The 15,954-nt window shown below is 45.3% G+C and carries 22 protein-coding genes; 19 read left to right on the top strand and 3 right to left on the bottom strand.

Translation table 11 applies throughout. The features are described from left to right. Positions 1 to 66: 66 nt before the first annotated feature. Both spoIVB and spo0A read left to right on the top strand, forming a co-directional pair. Entirely contained in the window at positions 67 to 1,350 is a 1,284-nt protein-coding gene (gene spoIVB, locus CEF21_RS14800) for a SpoIVB peptidase (protein ID WP_481747677.1), read from the top strand. Between the two features lie 379 nt (positions 1,351 to 1,729). After that, positions 1,730 to 2,521, top strand: a complete 792-nt coding sequence (spo0A, locus tag CEF21_RS14795) for a sporulation transcription factor Spo0A (protein WP_123920281.1) — start codon at positions 1,730 to 1,732, stop codon at positions 2,519 to 2,521. A gap of 710 nt (positions 2,522 to 3,231) precedes the next feature. On the opposite strand, the gene CEF21_RS14790 is transcribed toward spo0A, so the two are convergent. Beyond that, positions 3,232 to 3,438, bottom strand: coding sequence for a hypothetical protein (locus CEF21_RS14790; protein ID WP_123917638.1), 207 nt, complete (start codon positions 3,436 to 3,438; stop codon positions 3,232 to 3,234). Positions 3,439 to 3,661: 223 nt separating this feature from the next. Between CEF21_RS14790 and CEF21_RS14785 the strand changes: the two genes are divergently transcribed. Next, positions 3,662 to 3,973: a hypothetical protein gene (locus CEF21_RS14785; protein ID WP_123917636.1), complete on the top strand. Its 312-nt coding sequence runs from the start codon at positions 3,662 to 3,664 to the stop codon at positions 3,971 to 3,973. Positions 3,974 to 4,268: 295 nt separating this feature from the next. On the opposite strand, the gene CEF21_RS14780 is transcribed toward CEF21_RS14785, so the two are convergent. Further along, complete coding sequence (locus CEF21_RS14780) at positions 4,269 to 4,457, bottom strand: hypothetical protein (RefSeq protein ID WP_123917634.1); 189 nt, start codon at positions 4,455 to 4,457, stop codon at positions 4,269 to 4,271. Positions 4,458 to 4,476: 19 nt separating this feature from the next. Then, positions 4,477 to 4,704, bottom strand: coding sequence for a helix-turn-helix domain-containing protein (locus CEF21_RS14775; protein ID WP_123917632.1), 228 nt, complete (start codon positions 4,702 to 4,704; stop codon positions 4,477 to 4,479). A 135-nt stretch (positions 4,705 to 4,839) separates the two neighbouring features. Here CEF21_RS14775 and CEF21_RS14770 point away from each other — a divergent pair, with 135 nt between their 5' ends. The 16 genes from CEF21_RS14770 to CEF21_RS14695 all read left to right on the top strand — a co-directional run bounded on the left by CEF21_RS14770 (position 4,840) and on the right by CEF21_RS14695 (position 15,951). Next, complete coding sequence (locus tag CEF21_RS14770; protein ID WP_123917630.1) at positions 4,840 to 5,127, top strand: hypothetical protein; 288 nt, start codon at positions 4,840 to 4,842, stop codon at positions 5,125 to 5,127. Then, complete coding sequence (locus CEF21_RS14765; RefSeq protein WP_123917628.1) at positions 5,128 to 5,412, top strand: hypothetical protein; 285 nt, start codon at positions 5,128 to 5,130, stop codon at positions 5,410 to 5,412. A gap of 69 nt (positions 5,413 to 5,481) precedes the next feature. Then, positions 5,482 to 5,802 (top strand): hypothetical protein, encoded by a 321-nt coding sequence (locus tag CEF21_RS14760; RefSeq protein ID WP_123917626.1) that lies wholly within the window; start codon positions 5,482 to 5,484, stop codon positions 5,800 to 5,802. A 432-nt stretch (positions 5,803 to 6,234) separates the two neighbouring features. Beyond that, entirely contained in the window at positions 6,235 to 6,696 is a 462-nt protein-coding gene (locus CEF21_RS14755) for a hypothetical protein (protein WP_123917624.1), read from the top strand. 336 nt (positions 6,697 to 7,032) lie between these two features. Next, a complete protein-coding gene (locus CEF21_RS14750) occupies positions 7,033 to 8,238 on the top strand; it encodes a hypothetical protein (RefSeq protein ID WP_123917622.1) in 1,206 nt (401 codons plus the stop codon). Between the two features lie 59 nt (positions 8,239 to 8,297). Then, entirely contained in the window at positions 8,298 to 9,215 is a 918-nt protein-coding gene (locus CEF21_RS14745; RefSeq protein WP_123917620.1) for a hypothetical protein, read from the top strand. Positions 9,216 to 9,280: 65 nt separating this feature from the next. Next, entirely contained in the window at positions 9,281 to 9,493 is a 213-nt protein-coding gene (locus tag CEF21_RS14740; protein ID WP_123917618.1) for a helix-turn-helix transcriptional regulator, read from the top strand. An 84-nt stretch (positions 9,494 to 9,577) separates the two neighbouring features. Further along, positions 9,578 to 9,922: a hypothetical protein gene (locus CEF21_RS14735; protein WP_123917616.1), complete on the top strand. Its 345-nt coding sequence runs from the start codon at positions 9,578 to 9,580 to the stop codon at positions 9,920 to 9,922. A 189-nt stretch (positions 9,923 to 10,111) separates the two neighbouring features. Beyond that, positions 10,112 to 10,702, top strand: a complete 591-nt coding sequence (locus CEF21_RS14730; RefSeq protein ID WP_123917614.1) for an HNH endonuclease signature motif containing protein — start codon at positions 10,112 to 10,114, stop codon at positions 10,700 to 10,702. A gap of 24 nt (positions 10,703 to 10,726) precedes the next feature. Continuing rightward, complete coding sequence (locus CEF21_RS14725) at positions 10,727 to 11,137, top strand: hypothetical protein (protein ID WP_123917612.1); 411 nt, start codon at positions 10,727 to 10,729, stop codon at positions 11,135 to 11,137. Between the two features lie 18 nt (positions 11,138 to 11,155). After that, positions 11,156 to 11,911, top strand: a complete 756-nt coding sequence (locus tag CEF21_RS14720) for a hypothetical protein (RefSeq protein WP_123917610.1) — start codon at positions 11,156 to 11,158, stop codon at positions 11,909 to 11,911. 61 nt (positions 11,912 to 11,972) lie between these two features. Beyond that, positions 11,973 to 12,596 (top strand): hypothetical protein, encoded by a 624-nt coding sequence (locus tag CEF21_RS14715; protein WP_123917608.1) that lies wholly within the window; start codon positions 11,973 to 11,975, stop codon positions 12,594 to 12,596. Between the two features lie 83 nt (positions 12,597 to 12,679). Beyond that, positions 12,680 to 12,982: a hypothetical protein gene (locus CEF21_RS14710; protein WP_123917606.1), complete on the top strand. Its 303-nt coding sequence runs from the start codon at positions 12,680 to 12,682 to the stop codon at positions 12,980 to 12,982. Further along, positions 12,972 to 14,996, top strand: coding sequence for a phage tail family protein (locus CEF21_RS14705; protein WP_123917604.1), 2,025 nt, complete (start codon positions 12,972 to 12,974; stop codon positions 14,994 to 14,996). Before CEF21_RS14710 ends, CEF21_RS14705 begins: the two co-directional genes overlap by 11 nt. Then, a complete protein-coding gene (locus CEF21_RS14700) occupies positions 14,990 to 15,346 on the top strand; it encodes a DUF2577 family protein (protein ID WP_123917602.1) in 357 nt (118 codons plus the stop codon). Before CEF21_RS14705 ends, CEF21_RS14700 begins: the two co-directional genes overlap by 7 nt. Further along, positions 15,343 to 15,951 (top strand): hypothetical protein, encoded by a 609-nt coding sequence (locus CEF21_RS14695; protein ID WP_123917600.1) that lies wholly within the window; start codon positions 15,343 to 15,345, stop codon positions 15,949 to 15,951. The genes CEF21_RS14700 and CEF21_RS14695 overlap by 4 nt, the downstream gene beginning before the upstream one ends. Positions 15,952 to 15,954 lie beyond the last annotated feature (3 nt).

Genomic DNA, 15,954 nt, shown 5'->3' with positions numbered 1-15,954 from the left:
AAGGCAAAAGTAATGAATGTAGCCATTTCATATGGAGTGTGGGTAAGGAGCGAGGAGAGTGAAGTAGTGGCTTTAGAAAAAATAAGAAAAATAATTGGTGTAATTCTCCTTGTATCTTTAATAAGTATAGGTTTTCTTAAACCTGTGAAAGAATACATGCAGCTCCCGAAAAACATGACCGTCTTTGAAAGCCAATCCGCCAGTTTTGCTTCCTCCATACCAGCAGCCTCCATTCCTCATACAGACGCCTTCAGGGTTGAGCAAATGGATTCTGAGGTAAAGGTAACCGGTGAAAAACCAGGTACGTCAAGCGTCGTTTTTGAGTGGGGCGGAGTTCCTGTCAAAAAGACAGCTGTAAGGGTTCTTCCTGATTTGAAGATTATACCCGGAGGCCAATCGATCGGAGTCAAGCTTAACACCCTTGGGGTGCTGGTTGTAGGCCATCATCAGGTGAACACGGCCAAAGGAAAACAGTCTCCTGGCGAAATAGCCGGAGTGCAGGTTGGAGATATCATTACAGAAATAGACGGAACAAAAATAGAAGAGATGAGTGACGTAACACCTTTTATTCAATCCTCTGGCAAAACGGGGAAACCGCTTAGTCTCGTCATCTTCAGAAACAATCGTTCACACAAAACGAAGCTTTATCCTTTAAAAGATGAAAACGAACAAGCGTACCGAATCGGGTTGTATATTCGGGATTCAGCCGCTGGAATTGGCACGATGACGTTTATTGAACCGCAATCACAAAAATACGGGGCGCTTGGCCACGTTATATCGGATATGGATACAAAAAAACCGATTGTCGTCCATGACGGCGAAGTAATGAGATCCACTGTGACAGCGATTGAAAAAGGAAACAATGGCAATCCGGGAGAAAAAATTGCGAGGTTTTCGAGTGACCGTGTCATTATAGGCGACATTTCAAGAAACAGTCCCTTTGGCATCTTCGGAAAATTAAATAAGGGAATGAAAAACGGTATTGCAGATAAACCGATGCCGGTTGCCCTGTCCCATGAAGTAAAAGAGGGACCGGCTAAAATTCTGACCGTTGTGGAAGATGATAAAGTCGAGGAATTCGATGTGAAAATCGTCAGCACCATTCCTCAAAAGTTCCCGGCCACAAAAGGACTTGTTCTTAAAGTGACCGATCCAAGACTGCTTGCAAAGACAGGCGGGATCGTGCAGGGAATGAGCGGAAGTCCCATCATTCAGAATGGAAAAGTAATCGGAGCCGTCACACACGTATTTGTAAATGATCCGACTTCCGGCTACGGAGTCCATATTGAATGGATGCTGAATGAGGCGGGGATCAATCTCTATAAGGATAAAGCACAAGCTGCAAGCTAGGCTAAAGTTTGCAATAGATATAAAAACCCGGGAGCACTCGCATGCATCCCGGGTTTTTGTTTTCTTCCACGTGCCCGTCTTAAATACTTAAGGTTTTGCACAGGACTCCTTATAAGACGGAAAAACAGATAGAAAGTCCTTTATTTATCATGAAATATTGGGTACAATATCCATAGAAAGATTTTTCGACAAAATTGTCAGAAAATTTAAAAGTCAAATTGTGTTTTAAGTCGAAATTGTGAGTAAAATGGAGAAAAACAGAGATATATTTAAATTTTGAATTTTTTTCAAAAATTTAGAGGTGTTTTATTCATGATTGTCGAAAACTTCTTTTAGATGACCATACCTTATGGGAATTGAAGACTGAGGAGGAAAAATGGTGAATAAAATAAAAGTATGTATCGTGGATGATAATCGTGAGCTAGTGGGGCTTTTAGAGGAATACATCTCAAGCCAGAATGATATGGAAGTGCAAGGGGTAGCGTATAATGGACAAGAATGTCTGCAAATGCTGGAGGAAAAGAAACCGGATGTGCTCGTTCTTGATATCATTATGCCTCATCTTGACGGGTTAGCCGTATTGGAAAAGCTTAGAGACCTGAATCTGGAAAAACAGCCAAACGTAATTATGCTGACGGCATTCGGCCAGGAAGATGTTACGAAAAAAGCGGTTGACCTTGGAGCCTCCTATTTTATTCTTAAGCCTTTCGATATGGAAAACCTTGCGAGCCATATCCGTCAGGTGAGCGGAAACGCAGCGCCGGTTATGAAAAGATCATCCAACTCCATCCTCAGCTCAAAACCTGAAAATAAATCTAGAAACCTGGATGCCAATATCACAAGCATCATCCATGAAATTGGAGTGCCTGCCCATATTAAAGGATATTTGTATTTGCGCGAAGCCATTTCAATGGTGTACAACGATATTGAACTGCTTGGCTCTATTACGAAAGTTCTTTATCCGGATATTGCAAAAAAGTACAATACAACTGCAAGCCGTGTTGAACGGGCGATCCGCCATGCGATTGAAGTAGCATGGAGCAGGGGCAATATCGAATCCATCTCCTCATTATTCGGCTACACGGTCAGCATGACAAAAGCAAAGCCGACCAACTCCGAATTCATTGCGATGGTTGCGGATAAGCTTCGTCTGGAGCATATGGCTTCATAACACGGTTTGTACGGTCTTACTGCGATAAGTTTCTCGTCGAGATTCCGATGAATTTTCCGGCCAGATTCCGGTGAATTCTCACGCAAATACTCGAGAGCATTATAGCATAAGCGCCCTCTCTGCGGAATAGAGAAGGCGCTTTTTGTTGCGTTCGTTTACATACCGTTGTATTATCGCTCATATAATCAACACGACGCTGCTGGCGGAGGGAGGGGTCGGTAACCTCGGTCTTGGCCGGTGAAAAGGAGGCGGGAAATACCGTTATGTTTATGCAGTATACAGCGCTATCCAGTCCGCCGATCAATCGGATAAACCGCGTCATATCAACTATGTATAAAATCGTGCATAATCGGGAAAAAGGCGCAGTCACTGACGCTTAGAGTCGCAAGGACTTTGCATATTCGCAACTAGCGAGAGGTTCTGTTATGTAAACCAGATGTGTATACGTTATGCAACGTTATACAAAACTATTTCCCGTCTGATTTTGTTTTCCCCATCCGGCCACCTTTATTTCGCCGTATTTGCTACATTATACTTCGCTACATGTTTCGAAAATCCAAGCGTTCATGTTCAATAAGTTTATTCGTCACAAACGTTAATATGACGGCATTCCTGGCGATTTCGGACTGGCCAAAACTGAACATTTTCGTAACTTTCTGCGTAAAATATAGCGTGTTGTAATATGAAATAAATTCCATTTTTTTACATAATTAATGAACGGAAGTGTCTACCGGAAACGCTCCGTTAATATATTCGCTCATTCTTTTCAGCGTCAGAAACACGGCTTCATTGCGATTGTCCGATCTTTCACGGACCATATTTCCGTTGTAGTACGAGATTGCTTCATATGTATCGCCATAATCAAATATCTCGACGATCAGTTCTCCGATTACTATTGTCTCGATTGCTGCGTCCATTAGCGGCCTCCTTTGCTGCTTCGGTTTTAAGTATGCGGACGATGGCGCGTTCTAATATCGGCCGTGCCTCTTCAAGCAGGTGAGGCGGTATTTTAATACGTTTAATCATACGTAATCACCTCCTTCTAGTTCGATAATAATATTCGCTAAGTAGTAAAATACTCCTCGTAAATTAAAGGTAAATATTGTATTATTATGGTAAAAGAATACGGGGGAAATAAGTATGAGTCGTTTGTTTTTTGGGTTGGGATTAACTTCAAGGTTGATAGCTTCTGTAGGATTTTTGATATTTCATTTATGGACAGTGCTTTTAGCATATTCGCAGCACGGAATTTTAGGAGGGCTTATTGCATTATGTTTGCCAGTAGTAGCAGAAGTTTATTGGTTTTTTTATTCAATAGGTATTGCTAGTTTATTTAACACTTATAGTTTGCTACTCTTGGTAAACATTTTATTTGCTGTAGGTGCATATCTTTTTATCTTGTTAGCAACGTATTTTGAGGATAAAAAAGAGCAAAAACAAGCTTCGTTATAATTAAAACAGTCGGCAAAATCGCCGGCTTTTTATTTTGCGTAAGTATCGACCGTCCTAGTGGCGCACGCCCTGGCGAAATCTATGGCGCAGCAGCCTGGCGAATCGTTTAGCCGGCCCAGTCATCCGATCGGCCATCATAAACGTGATAACCTTGCGCTTTTCACCGTGTTTTTTGGCGGCGAATTGACGGGGAGATACTTACGTATTAAGCGGTGGAGGATCTTAGTGGGCGCGGAGGCAAACGGCTGTATGGCTTTAATTTTACGGCAGAATGGAGGCAATAAAAAAACGACGGCTATTTTTCGCTATCGTTTCGTTTGTGGCGGTTATAAAAGTAATCGCTTAAAATCCGATTTATATTTTCAAATAAAGGATTTCCCTTTCTTTTTTCCTCCTTAATCCATGCTGCGTGTTCCGCGTCTGACATTGCTGCTACCTCTGAATAAATAATGATTTTTGTGTTTCCGTCTTGAATTTCTACCATAAACATTTTACTCCTTATGTTATGTATTGCTTTCTTCTGTGTCCACTAAAATCAATACCTCACTTAGCTCTACGTTTAACACTTCGCAAATTCTTCCGATCGTCTCACGCTGATATTGTTTCGTATCATCATTATAGAGCCTTCGCAAAGTTTCAAACTGCAACCCGGTTTCTTCCGCGAGTTTTCTAATGGACCAACCGCGCTCCTCGAGTAGATTCTTTAAATTAGACTTTAACCTTTTCCCCATTTAAAACACCTCCCAAAATCATTATAGAATATCCTGACTAAAAAAAGTAGTCAATTTTTGTTGACAACGAAACGTGGTCGTAATATACTTTGGTTAACTACAAAGCGTAGTCAATAACTCGAAAGGGTGATGCAGTTGCATCCACTTGAAAAGCATCGAGAGGTCTTAATTACAACGGCGCCAGATAGCGGATATTTTCTCTATATTTACGACTATGATACCGGCGAGCATATTGCGGATGTACTAAGAATCGACGAAATGCAGTTCGAAGAGTATTTTGGCTTACGGCATATCACGGTGAAACGCTGCTTGATGGCACCGGCGATATTAGAAGAACTCGGTTACGATCTCGAAGGAGAACGCTGGCTTCACGAAATGTGTCAAACGAATAAACTAACAACCAAATTATCGGAGGGATTTTAAATGGAAAAAGTTTGCGCAACAATTCAATTCGAGGAAAAGGGCGCCATCATCGAGGATCACGTTCCAGCATTCAAAGTAGCGGAGGATATCGTGGTCAGCTTTTCGGAAGACAGCGGCATCTGCATCGACCAGGTTAACGAAGCGAATGTCGTCACTGAATTCCTCGGCAATATCAACGTAGACGGGGCGGACCTGGCGGACTTCAATCTTGAACGGCTATCCGAAATGTCGGCGCTTGATCTAATCATCGAGCTTGCGGCAATCGCGAAAGGGGGCGCCCACTAATGGCGGCGATGGTTATATTTTCGTTCTGCATGCTCTGCCTCGGCGTGATAATCGGAGGCTTCCTGCGCGATGAAGCGTGATAAACAGATTACCGTTCACTATCGCGGCTCCTATGGCGGGCGAACCTTCGAATTAGAGTATCCAGCATGGCTTTTAACTCCACGGATTTTCTACCTCATATCCAACAGCAGCACAATTGAATTCAATGTAATCCCTGCGGAACAGACCGGCAAGTCTGTCGTAGAGATTAGCGTAAAGGATACGATGGAAAGTATCGAAATACCGGCCGGACGGATCGACGCGGCAACGTTGGCGGATCTCGGGATGATGTCAGCGGTAGAATTTATCGAAGCATTGTTTGGCGGCGAGGAACGAATTTATCGGCGGTAACTACGGAATTGCCCGATGATGTCGAAGTAAGGAGCGGAAAAGACGGAGGGCAGGTCGCCGGCAACAAACCGATTACGGACGAAGCGAGCGAAAGTAACGGCTGGACAACGTGCTTTCAACCTAAACGAAGGATGGCTGCGGCAACAGTGTGATCCTTTATAAAAACGGAATATAACGGATTACGGCCGCGGTCGATCTCATTAGGTGGGAGATTGACTTCGGTTTTTTCTTATGAAAAAAGTGTGCCATTCGCGGATTTATGTATAACAAATATATGAGAGGCAAAAAGTGTTGAAAAAAGTGCGCGGTTTGGTGCAGTAATCTCACAATATTAAGTAGATAGTGAAAAACTTCCGGGAAATTTGCGCCAAATTATAGTTTACATCGGTATTTTAAAGTAGGAAGCAAAAAACATTTAAGGGAGAGATTGAAATGACTAAAAAATATTATGAGGTTTACGAAAAAGAAAGCAACACACCGGTTGATCTATTCATTCTGGACAAAGGCGAGACTTTGAGAGAATTGAAGGCATCTCTTGATTTAGGGGAAACTTACGAAATCCGCAAAGTTCTAAAAGGGTTTGAACTCGAAGCGGCCAGTTTCTGGTTTGAGTTCTATAAATATGAGGATCTCGATGATAAGGAGTACGCCGGGTCAGTCGCAGTCGATAGCGGTCAGCTTATGATTACTGATCCATGCTACGTCATCGGAAAAGGGACCGAGGAAGAATATAAAAAAACTTGCGAGGTCACATTGACTCCGGATAACTGCGGTCAGATTTTAAACGGGAGCGCATTCGCTTTAGGGACAGCGTATGGAGACGGGATATATGACGTATTCGTAAAGCGTGATTCAGAGGGCCGCATCACAAAAGTGGAAATCGATCTCGAATAAACTAGCGCCTGGCTTCGGCCTAGCCCTTTCGCTAGACCACTACGTTTATATCGTCGTTCTTTAAAATAAGACCGTCGAAAAGTTATAAATGGTGCATGAGGCGTTCTTTGCCGAAATGCCTGCGAAGCAGGAAGTAATAGCGGAATATGACCGTTATGACAAGTTCAAAACATAGCGGTTCATTTACAATTCACCGCGGATATTAATATCGAAACTGTAGTAATTTCCTTTAAGGGACAACGCTTGAAAACCGTTGGGAGAGTAAGGCCGAAGAAAAATTCTAGGCAAAAAATTGCCTAAAAATCTAGCGGAACAAAAAACGGAGGGGGATAAAGTTTGACGAAAATTAAGGTTATCGACGCAATCATGGGAAGCGGAAAGACGTCGTGGGCTATCCAGCACATGAACGAAAATCCAGCGGATAAGAAATTCATCTATATCACGCCATTCTTGACCGAAGTAGCTCGGGTAAAAGGTGGCGTAGCGAATCGCAAATTTATCGAGCCAAACCTTGCGAATGCCGAGCGAAAGAAGCTGCGCAGTCTAAAAGAGCTTATCGTAGGTGGATACGATATTGTAGCGACGCATTCGCTATTCCAGGCGGCGGACGACGAGCTCATCGAATTGTTAACCGGTTCAGGCTACACGCTGATATTGGACGAGGTAATGGACGTGATCGACTATGCGAACGTCAACGCGACCGATATCCGGCGCTTGCTGGACACTGGCGATATCGATTTGAACGAAAATAAAGTCGTATGGAAAGGAGATCCGGAAGACAACAGCCGATATATGGATATTCGCTTGCTTGCGCAGGCCGGCAACTTGTTCTATCATCGCGGGCGGTTTCTTATATGGGCGTTTCCTCCGCAAGTATTCCACACCTTCGATGAAGTTTTCGTAATGACATACATGTTTAGCGGCCAGACACAGCGCTACTATTACGACCTTTACCGCTTCGAATACGAATATCAGTCCGTTAGATTAGTAGACGGCCGTTACGAGCTCTGCGCCTATAATGCGAAGGCTGAAAACCGGACGGAAATAATGAAACTTATCGAAATCTACGACGGAAAGATGAACGCCATTGCCGATCGCGATAATGCTTTGGGCGCCGGATGGTTAAGGAGAGCGGACGAGAAGACGATTAATCAGTTCAGCAAGAATATTTACAATTTCTTCTCGAATGTTGCTGGCGCCAAGAAAGGCGAGGTTTTATGGACCACGTTGAAAGTGCGAGAGAAAGCGATGTGTCCGAAAAGTTATAAGCGCGGAACTTTTCTAGCGTGTACGGCACGGGCAACTAACGAATATAAGGACCGTTGGGCGCTGGCTTACGTGTTTAACCGTTTTCTTAACCCGGTAGAAAGAGCGTTCTTCGAGGATAACAATGTGACCGTCAATCAGAACGCGATAGCTGTGTCGGACCTATTGCAATGGGTATGGCGGTCAAGGATCCGCGAAGGGCAGCCAATTAAGTTGTATCTGCCGTCTAGCCGGATGCGCGGATTATTAAAAGCATGGGCCAACTACGAAATTTAAGGAGGTGAAAATCTTATATACGGCTGTTTTCAAACAATAAAATCAAAGGGGAGATTAAATTGACAATCGCCAAAAAGAAAAGCGACATTCTCACGCAAGCATACGACGAACTAGCCGCCAGACACGAATTGAACGAAGAAATGCTCCGGCTCCGCAATAAATACGGTTTCGCGCCGCCGAAAAAAATTACGGTTGCCGAGATGAAAGAGCGCTGCGACGACCTATGCGATCGCACTGAAAAAGCGGTAGAAGCGTTCTGCATAAAAGCCGGCAAGCGTCCGCCACTAATGATGAATCACTCACGCTATAAAGTTTCCAAAGAATTTCCGCAAAAGAAATACGACCGAACGGCCGCGTTCGCCAATGTTCCGGAAGACAGGCTGCGGAAAGCCCCGTTATATACACAGGATGCGATTGGCGCTCTGCTTGGAATTAACGCTGAATATTTGCTCCGGGCCTCCCATCGAGAAGAAGTCGCAAACCGGACGCGAGCGGAATGGAAGCGACTAGAATACGAGTTTGTAGAACGGAATGATTATAACTTGCGCGATTTGCATGACGATATTCTAAGACACATAGACGAAGAACATTTCGAAGAGCCAACGGTAAAGGCTTATCGTGAGGAGCGGAAGAAATGGCGGAAATGCGGTTGTTTTAGTTGCGACAATTACTTTCCGATCACGAAAGACCATTTTAAGGCGGCTGACCGCTATTGGAAGTATAAAGCGATAAGAAGCGGCAACAAAAATAGCGTTTATTGTTCGGAAACGTGCCGTAAAGGTCAAGAGAACGCGCTAAAACGTTTAGAAAAGACCGGGACTATGCTGCCGGAATACGAATACGAGTACGTCATGGACGATTGGAAAGGCCGTCAATATAAGCGCCATAATACGCCGACCGATCCAGCAAAATTAACTCGAAAAACTGATGAAAAAACCTCGAAAAATGGCAAAAAGCCTCCCTATGCAGTCCTATAATATTGAAAGGGTTTTTAAAGCCCTATAATTTATTTACCAATTTGTAAGATAAGGAGGGAAGAGTAATGGACGGTAAAACAATGAAGGCTATTCGGTTGTTCCACGGATACTCACAGCCGGAGTTTTCGAAGTTGCTAGGAGTAGCAGAGGGTACCATTGCAGCCATTGAAACCAATAGAAGAAACGTGGGAGAAAGAGTGAAATTCAAACTCTCGCAGCAATTTGAACTTACAGACGAACTTCTAACTGCAATCGACCGCTATAAGAAGTTTTATTAATTTTTTCACCTTAATAAAAAAATAAAATATATATCCAATATTATCATACCACTAAAAACAAATTTTGTAAAGGAGGCTTACGAAATGTCAGAAGTGCTAATCGAGTATCTGAACGAAGAGAAATCCGAATGGCTATATGACTACGGAGCTAAACGCAAAGTTAAATATTCCGCGCCCGTAGACGGCATAACCGCAGATCAATACGGACTTCTAAACTACGCTCACGAATTTACACGCGAAGAAGTCAGCGCGAAGTCGTTACGCAGTATGGATAATGTCGCTATCTTAAAGTTAGTCGAAAGGATTGCGATGCTATTTTGCCGCGTCTGCGCTCCGATGCGTGATTACGGGTTAGAGAAGTCGTACATCCGTCATGAAATTTTAAACCAAATACTGCAGATACGGGAGGGCGAAGGTCATGCAGAATGACAAAATACGTACGATGCTTTGCATTCCTGGCCGAAACTGTCCTGGCGATAAGAATATCACGGCGAAAGTAATAGATGGCGAGGACACAAAGTTTTTTGCCTTTGGCCCGTACAATTCAAATTCGCACATAGTTCATATGTTACCGCGATTAATCATGGACTCAAAATCCAAGCGAAGGCGACAGAACTCATGACAACGATGGTCTGCGCGACGTGTCTCGAAACTAAGTCATTAGAGCAATTCAATCGTGATCCCAGGGGAAAAAATGGCCGCAAGTATGTCTGCCGGAAATGCAGCACCGCCTATTCACAGAAATATAGAACTAGCCTAGCCGGCCGCGCTCGCCGGGCTTTCAATAAGGCGAATCAAAGCGCAGCCAAGTTCGGAGTGCCGAGCGATCTCACTTACGAGCAAGTCTTCGCGCTATTTAAAGAGTTCGGAGGCAATTGTCAATATACCGGTGAACCTCTAACAATCGGAACCAATACGCCGCATTTAGAGCACATCCGGCCACTTGCGCTAGGCGGTCACAATTCAATCGATAATGTGACGATTTCTTCCGGATCAGCGAACAAACGGAAAGACCTGCTGCCACTCTTTATCTTTTACGAGCGCGACGAACGTTTTACAATCGATCGACTCGCTAATATAATCTCGCGCATCGCGGCGGCCCGGAACGTGTCGGTGGCGGAAATAATCGAAGAACATAAGCGCTTGAAGTCGGAATTTATCATCCAACGCCTAATCAGCCGGATGCCTGGCCGGAAGGTGAGCGCGTGAAATTATTACGAAAGGAGGAGCGCAATGGAAAACATGATTCCGGAAAATAAGGTGGCTCATATTTGCATAGCATCCGTGCGAAAGCAGGACGAAGATTCCAAGATGGGTTTCGGCGCCGAGGTCTGGACTCCGGGCAGCGAAGGACGGAATTTAGTCCGTGTGTATTCTCTTTACAGGGCCGATGTTACAAGGCGCGCCGCACTTATCGAAGTCCTGGAACAAGTGCTTACGGAAATTGACGAAGACGGCATTAAGCTCATTATTGTCCGCGGAACTATGCCGCAGCTCCTACGGAAAACTGAGCTTGAACGGAAGCTCGGTTTATATTGCCGGGCGGGATTGGTTTTTAGCAAAATTGTCAGAATGCCGGAAGACTGCGTGCAGCTCGCGGTGGATGCACTTAATAGAAAGCAAGACGTAATTACAAATATTTAATAAAAGGGGAAATGCGAAATGTCAAAATACCAAGAAATGCTTACTCACTTTTCAATGCTGAGAGAGGTTTCAGAATCAACCGGTACATTTGTAACCACAGTTCGAGACCTTTATAAAGAAGAGTGCGGCAAAATAGAGTCTAACAGTGATCTTTCTGAACACGGAAAGCTAAAGAAAAAAGAAGCATTACAGAAGGACTTCGGAGAAGCATTTATCAGAAACGCGCGGAAACTAAAAGAAGAACGTAATTTAAGTGCTGTTAAAACAAGGACTGCCGCGGAAATGATTATGAACGAAAAGCCCAAGAAGCCTTCTGAAATTGCTGTTAAGTCCTTTGAAAGAAAGCTATCCGAACTAAAAATGGATATTATGCTAGAGTCTCGTCCGGAGAGTGCTCTAAGTAAAATTCAGTCCTTCGCTAAAGAGATTACGGATCCGTATCTTTCAGATCAAATTATTGAAAACTTTCCTTCACTAGCGCAATCCGTCATACAAATAGCTGGCTCTAATCCGGCAAAATACAAAAGCGAGCTACATGCAGTCTTATCCGAAAGCCGCAGTAAAGCAATATCACCAGAACAGAAAAAGGCTGCTGAACTTTTCGATATTGCCGGGGACAACTTCGGAAGAGACTTATTCTTCCCTCAAGGTATGGAAATGACGCTTATTAAACAAACCTTCGGGCCTAGAATCGCGGAGTACGCCAACAGGCCGGAATTTTACGAACTTGAAGAAGAGAAACAAGCTAGATTAGCGAAGCAGGAATCCGAATAATAAGGCGCCCAACCAGCGTCTTTTTAGATAAAACCAAAACTAAAAAACGGGGGAATTCAAAATGGCAAAGAAAACAGCGGCAACACTAATCAGCGAGGTAAAAGCAGCAAATTTACAGGTAGCGCAAGGTAAGGAACAACTGGCGTCTAAGAAAGCGGAGCTCCAAGCTAAACTTGCCGAATCAATCACATCACTAGAAGCGCAGAAAGCGAAATCAGTATTCGATGTGTCCGACGAAGCAATCAGCAAGGAAGTATCTCTTCAACGCGAAATCGACGAAACAACCGCGTCAATCGCAGCGATAGAGGATCGAGAAGCCCGGATGGCTTTTCCAACTGACGTAATCTCGCTAATGGACGAAGCGCTTGCGTTGACTAAACAAGAGGCGGCTGCTCATTACGAAAAAGAACTGCCGGGAGTGCTTTCCGAAATCAATGCCGCGAAACGCTCGTATCTAGAATCGCTGGCGAAATATCATTCACTTCATCAAGGCGTCCGCAAGCAAATTATCGATGCTGCGAGAGAGGTCGGGCGTGATGCTGCGGTAATTGACTTCCCTTCACAGCGAGTAATTTACTTCGGTCATAACGACCACGGATATTCTGACGGAGCTCTTTACGGTATTGCAGCACATGAGATTCACGATGCATCCGAACGCGGAACGATAAACGTCAACACGAAATAACTCACTCAAAACGGGCGTGATGATGCGGCTTCCTCCCTGGTGCCGCGGAGCGCCACCTATTATAAACGGAAGGGATGACGAAAATGAATGCAGAACAATTTGCGGATAATCTGGACCGCCTGAACGAAGCATGGTCCGCCGTAACAAACGAATTTAGCGACGCTAGTCTTAGTGAATATCTGGCCACAGCAAAGCCATTTGAAGAAGCCGCGGATCCGGATTTAAAGAGAGTCGGCAAACTGGCGCGACAGAATTATATCGCGTTAAGAACCGGAATCATCAATGGCAAATTAGACCGTACAAGCAGGCGCTTGGTCGAGCGAAACATGCAGGCGATGTCTAAGGCGTTAAAACGCGCGATAGAGGTGATTGGCCGTGGCGATTAACTTAGTAGCGACGCTTAAACTACGCGATCTCATGACGGCCAAGCTGCGGAAAGCGACGAAGGAAATGGAAAAATTCGAGCGCGCAATGTCCAGGGCTTCCGGCTCAATCGGCCGCCTAGACCACGCAATGAGTCGCTTTAATTCGCAGGCGAGCGGTATTAATCGCGTAGGGAATTCGTTTAGCGCGGTCAATTCCCGAATAACCATTGTGAACAATAACCTGACGCAGCTTAACCACAACGCCCACAATGCCGGAAACTCGCTCAACCATATCGGAAGTAGCGGATCATCAGCAATGAGCGGACTAACGGGCAAGATTGCGGCGGCGGCGGCAGCGCTCGGGACAGTGGCGGCTGGCTACGGTTTAATCAAAAAGGCGATGGTCGAAGCGGCCACGACCGAAATGAACGTCATGAGCCTTGAAGCCTTATACAAAGGCGATACCAAAGGGGCCGCGGAGAATATGAAGTTTCTTACGGGCATGGCGAAGGAATCCCTCTTCGGAATGGAGGAATTTATTACCACGAGTAAAATGATGAAACCAGTATTTCGTGACAACAACAAGGAGCTAGAATACTCTGTTAAGATTGCGGAAAGGTTGGCTGCATCAAATCCTGCGCAAAAAATGGAAGGTGCCGCCTTCGCACTCCGGGAAGCACTTGCGGATGATTTTGTGTCGCTTAAAGAAAGGTTCAATCTTTCGAAGAAGGACCTCAAACCTATGAAGGAAGCCGCGACTCAAATGCAGAAACTCCAAGCACTCGACAAGTTGCTGGCGAATCAAGGTTATACCACAGACTATATCGATAAAGTGAATAAATCTGCGATGGGAAAATGGATGAAACTCCAGGATACGATGCAAATGGCGTTTGCTGAAATGGGTATGGGTGCGCTTGAAGCGGCCAAACCAGCGCTCGACGAACTGCAGAAATTCCTCGACGGCGGACAGTTTGCGGCATTCAAGAAGCAGGCCAGTGGCGCTCTCTCCGGCATGTTTACGGGGATTGCGAAAGGGTTATCGTGGCTATTGAAAGCATCGGCCGGCTTCGACAGTTTTAAAGCGAAGGTCATGTCGCTGATCCCGCCGGAATTCATCGCTAATATCAAGCTGAATCTCGGCGCTATCCAGGCGCTTGTCGGAACAGTCGTCAATACCGTCGGACAACATTTCGATAAGCTGAAAGCCGGCTATAATGGCGTTGGTGCGGCGCTGGATGCAGGCGGAAAAGTGATTCGGTCGGTGCTAAATGCGTTAGGCGTCGCTTTCCAAGCAATATGGCCGACAATTGCGGATATAGTGGCGACAGTTGGTCCGATTATCTGGAACGTCATAACTAAAATATCGAACGTGATTGCGGCGCTGATAAACGGGGTAGTGATACCGTTGCTTCCGGTGCTCGGACGCATTATTAATGAGGTATGGCAAACGGTAAAGCCTGCGCTTGGGCCGATGAACGACCTCTTTAATACGGTGGCCGATACGGTGATGGCGCTCATTAACGAGGTTGTCGTGCCGTTGGTTCCGCTTATTGCGCATGAGCTTGAAAACGCTTGGAAAAGAACAAAACCGATTCTTGAATTTATGGTTGTTCACTTTGACAACGCTACAGAAGCGATAAACACGGTCGTATCTGCGGTGAAGGACTTGATTAACTGGATTTCGCAAATTAAGATGCCAGACTTCGGAAAAATGTCGCAGCAAATCAGCGATACAATGACGAATGGAGTAGTGAATACATTCGAGTGGGTAACGGGGAAAAAGGGCAAGTCGGCATCTGCGGGACTCGACAACGTCCCTTACGACGGATTTGCAGCAACGCTCCACAAAGGCGAACGCGTCCTAACCAACGAGGAAAATACGCAGCTTAAAAAGAGCGGCGGACTCGGCGGCGGTGGAGTTACAATCGCTAAACTGGCGGATCAAATTATTGTTCGCGAAGAAGCGGATATAGAAAAAATCGCAAAATCGTTGGCTAAAAATATAGCGTTACGTGCGGGAGGTCCGGCGTGGTGAGACTAATAGGTAACGGTTACAGTAACTTAGCGGAGGTCATCAAGAAAGTCGGACACAACCGCGATGTCGACCTCATGATCGGGAAGGTCATCGCCCCTCTGCCGGATATTAAAGTCAAATACGACGATAATCCGAACAGCTTAGTGTTTGAGGCGGAAGACCTCATCATCGAGGAATCGCTGCTTGAGCGGACTGAAATTGTCGAAATCAACGGCCAGCCTGCGACAATCAAGTATCCGCATAAGCTGACGACCGATGACCGGGTTTATCTGGTGTCCATCAATGAGCAGCAGACATGGTTAATACTTGGAAAAGCGATAATACCTGACGAAAGGGGAATGAACGAATGACACATATAGACTACGACCGATTAGATGAAAGCATCGCGGAACTAGACGAACAAATCGCGGCCATGCAAGCGGAAAGAGTAGCGAAAGGACTGCCGGCTGAACCGCCGGAGCCTTTCATTCCGGAAGCAATCGGAATCATACTTTGCCGCCGGGTCAAGCCCGCAAAAGAAGCGATCATCCAATACGCGACATTGACGCATAAGGCCGGCCAGGTGCTTCCGATTAATCTCTCTGACTTCGATCGATTTCAAGATGATATCACGCTACTAAAGCGCGCCTGCCGCGGTCTTGAACAATTAAGCTGGGGCGCTTTCTTGTCGCAAAGTTTACGGGATATCGAAGAAACGCAACAGGCGCTAGCGGGCGGTCAAAGTACGACCGAGTTGGCCGAAGACTTGGCGAGATCCTTGTATATCAACCTTAAATTACTCGACGCCGCGCCTAGTTTAGAGAGCTTATATGACGCCAGTTCCGCCGAAACTTACGCCAATCAAACGGCAGATGCAAAGGCCGCGCTTGAACGATATGAGCAGGACCCGGCAGTTTTCGAAAAAGAGCTCGCTGAATATCGCGCTCGATACGAACAAATATCGCATCTATACTAATTA

This window comes from Bacillus sp. FJAT-42376 (assembly GCF_003816055.1).
GTDB lineage: Bacteria > Bacillota > Bacilli > Bacillales > Bacillaceae > Metabacillus_B.
This window is presented reverse-complemented; position numbering and strand designations above follow the sequence as displayed.

Coding starts and splice junctions, on each gene's coding strand:
- CEF21_RS14790 (WP_123917638.1), bottom strand. CDS start 3,438: ATGGACGCAGCAATCGAGACAATAGTAATCGGAGAACTGATCGTCGAG.
- CEF21_RS14785 (WP_123917636.1), top strand. CDS start 3,662: ATGAGTCGTTTGTTTTTTGGGTTGGGATTAACTTCAAGGTTGATAGCT.
- CEF21_RS14780 (WP_123917634.1), bottom strand. CDS start 4,457: ATGGTAGAAATTCAAGACGGAAACACAAAAATCATTATTTATTCAGAG.
- CEF21_RS14775 (WP_123917632.1), bottom strand. CDS start 4,704: ATGGGGAAAAGGTTAAAGTCTAATTTAAAGAATCTACTCGAGGAGCGC.
- CEF21_RS14765 (WP_123917628.1), top strand. CDS start 5,128: ATGGAAAAAGTTTGCGCAACAATTCAATTCGAGGAAAAGGGCGCCATC.
- CEF21_RS14760 (WP_123917626.1), top strand. CDS start 5,482: ATGAAGCGTGATAAACAGATTACCGTTCACTATCGCGGCTCCTATGGC.
- CEF21_RS14755 (WP_123917624.1), top strand. CDS start 6,235: ATGACTAAAAAATATTATGAGGTTTACGAAAAAGAAAGCAACACACCG.
- CEF21_RS14740 (WP_123917618.1), top strand. CDS start 9,281: ATGGACGGTAAAACAATGAAGGCTATTCGGTTGTTCCACGGATACTCA.
- CEF21_RS14735 (WP_123917616.1), top strand. CDS start 9,578: ATGTCAGAAGTGCTAATCGAGTATCTGAACGAAGAGAAATCCGAATGG.
- CEF21_RS14730 (WP_123917614.1), top strand. CDS start 10,112: ATGACAACGATGGTCTGCGCGACGTGTCTCGAAACTAAGTCATTAGAG.
- CEF21_RS14725 (WP_123917612.1), top strand. CDS start 10,727: ATGGAAAACATGATTCCGGAAAATAAGGTGGCTCATATTTGCATAGCA.
- CEF21_RS14720 (WP_123917610.1), top strand. CDS start 11,156: ATGTCAAAATACCAAGAAATGCTTACTCACTTTTCAATGCTGAGAGAG.
- CEF21_RS14715 (WP_123917608.1), top strand. CDS start 11,973: ATGGCAAAGAAAACAGCGGCAACACTAATCAGCGAGGTAAAAGCAGCA.
- CEF21_RS14710 (WP_123917606.1), top strand. CDS start 12,680: ATGAATGCAGAACAATTTGCGGATAATCTGGACCGCCTGAACGAAGCA.
- CEF21_RS14695 (WP_123917600.1), top strand. CDS start 15,343: ATGACACATATAGACTACGACCGATTAGATGAAAGCATCGCGGAACTA.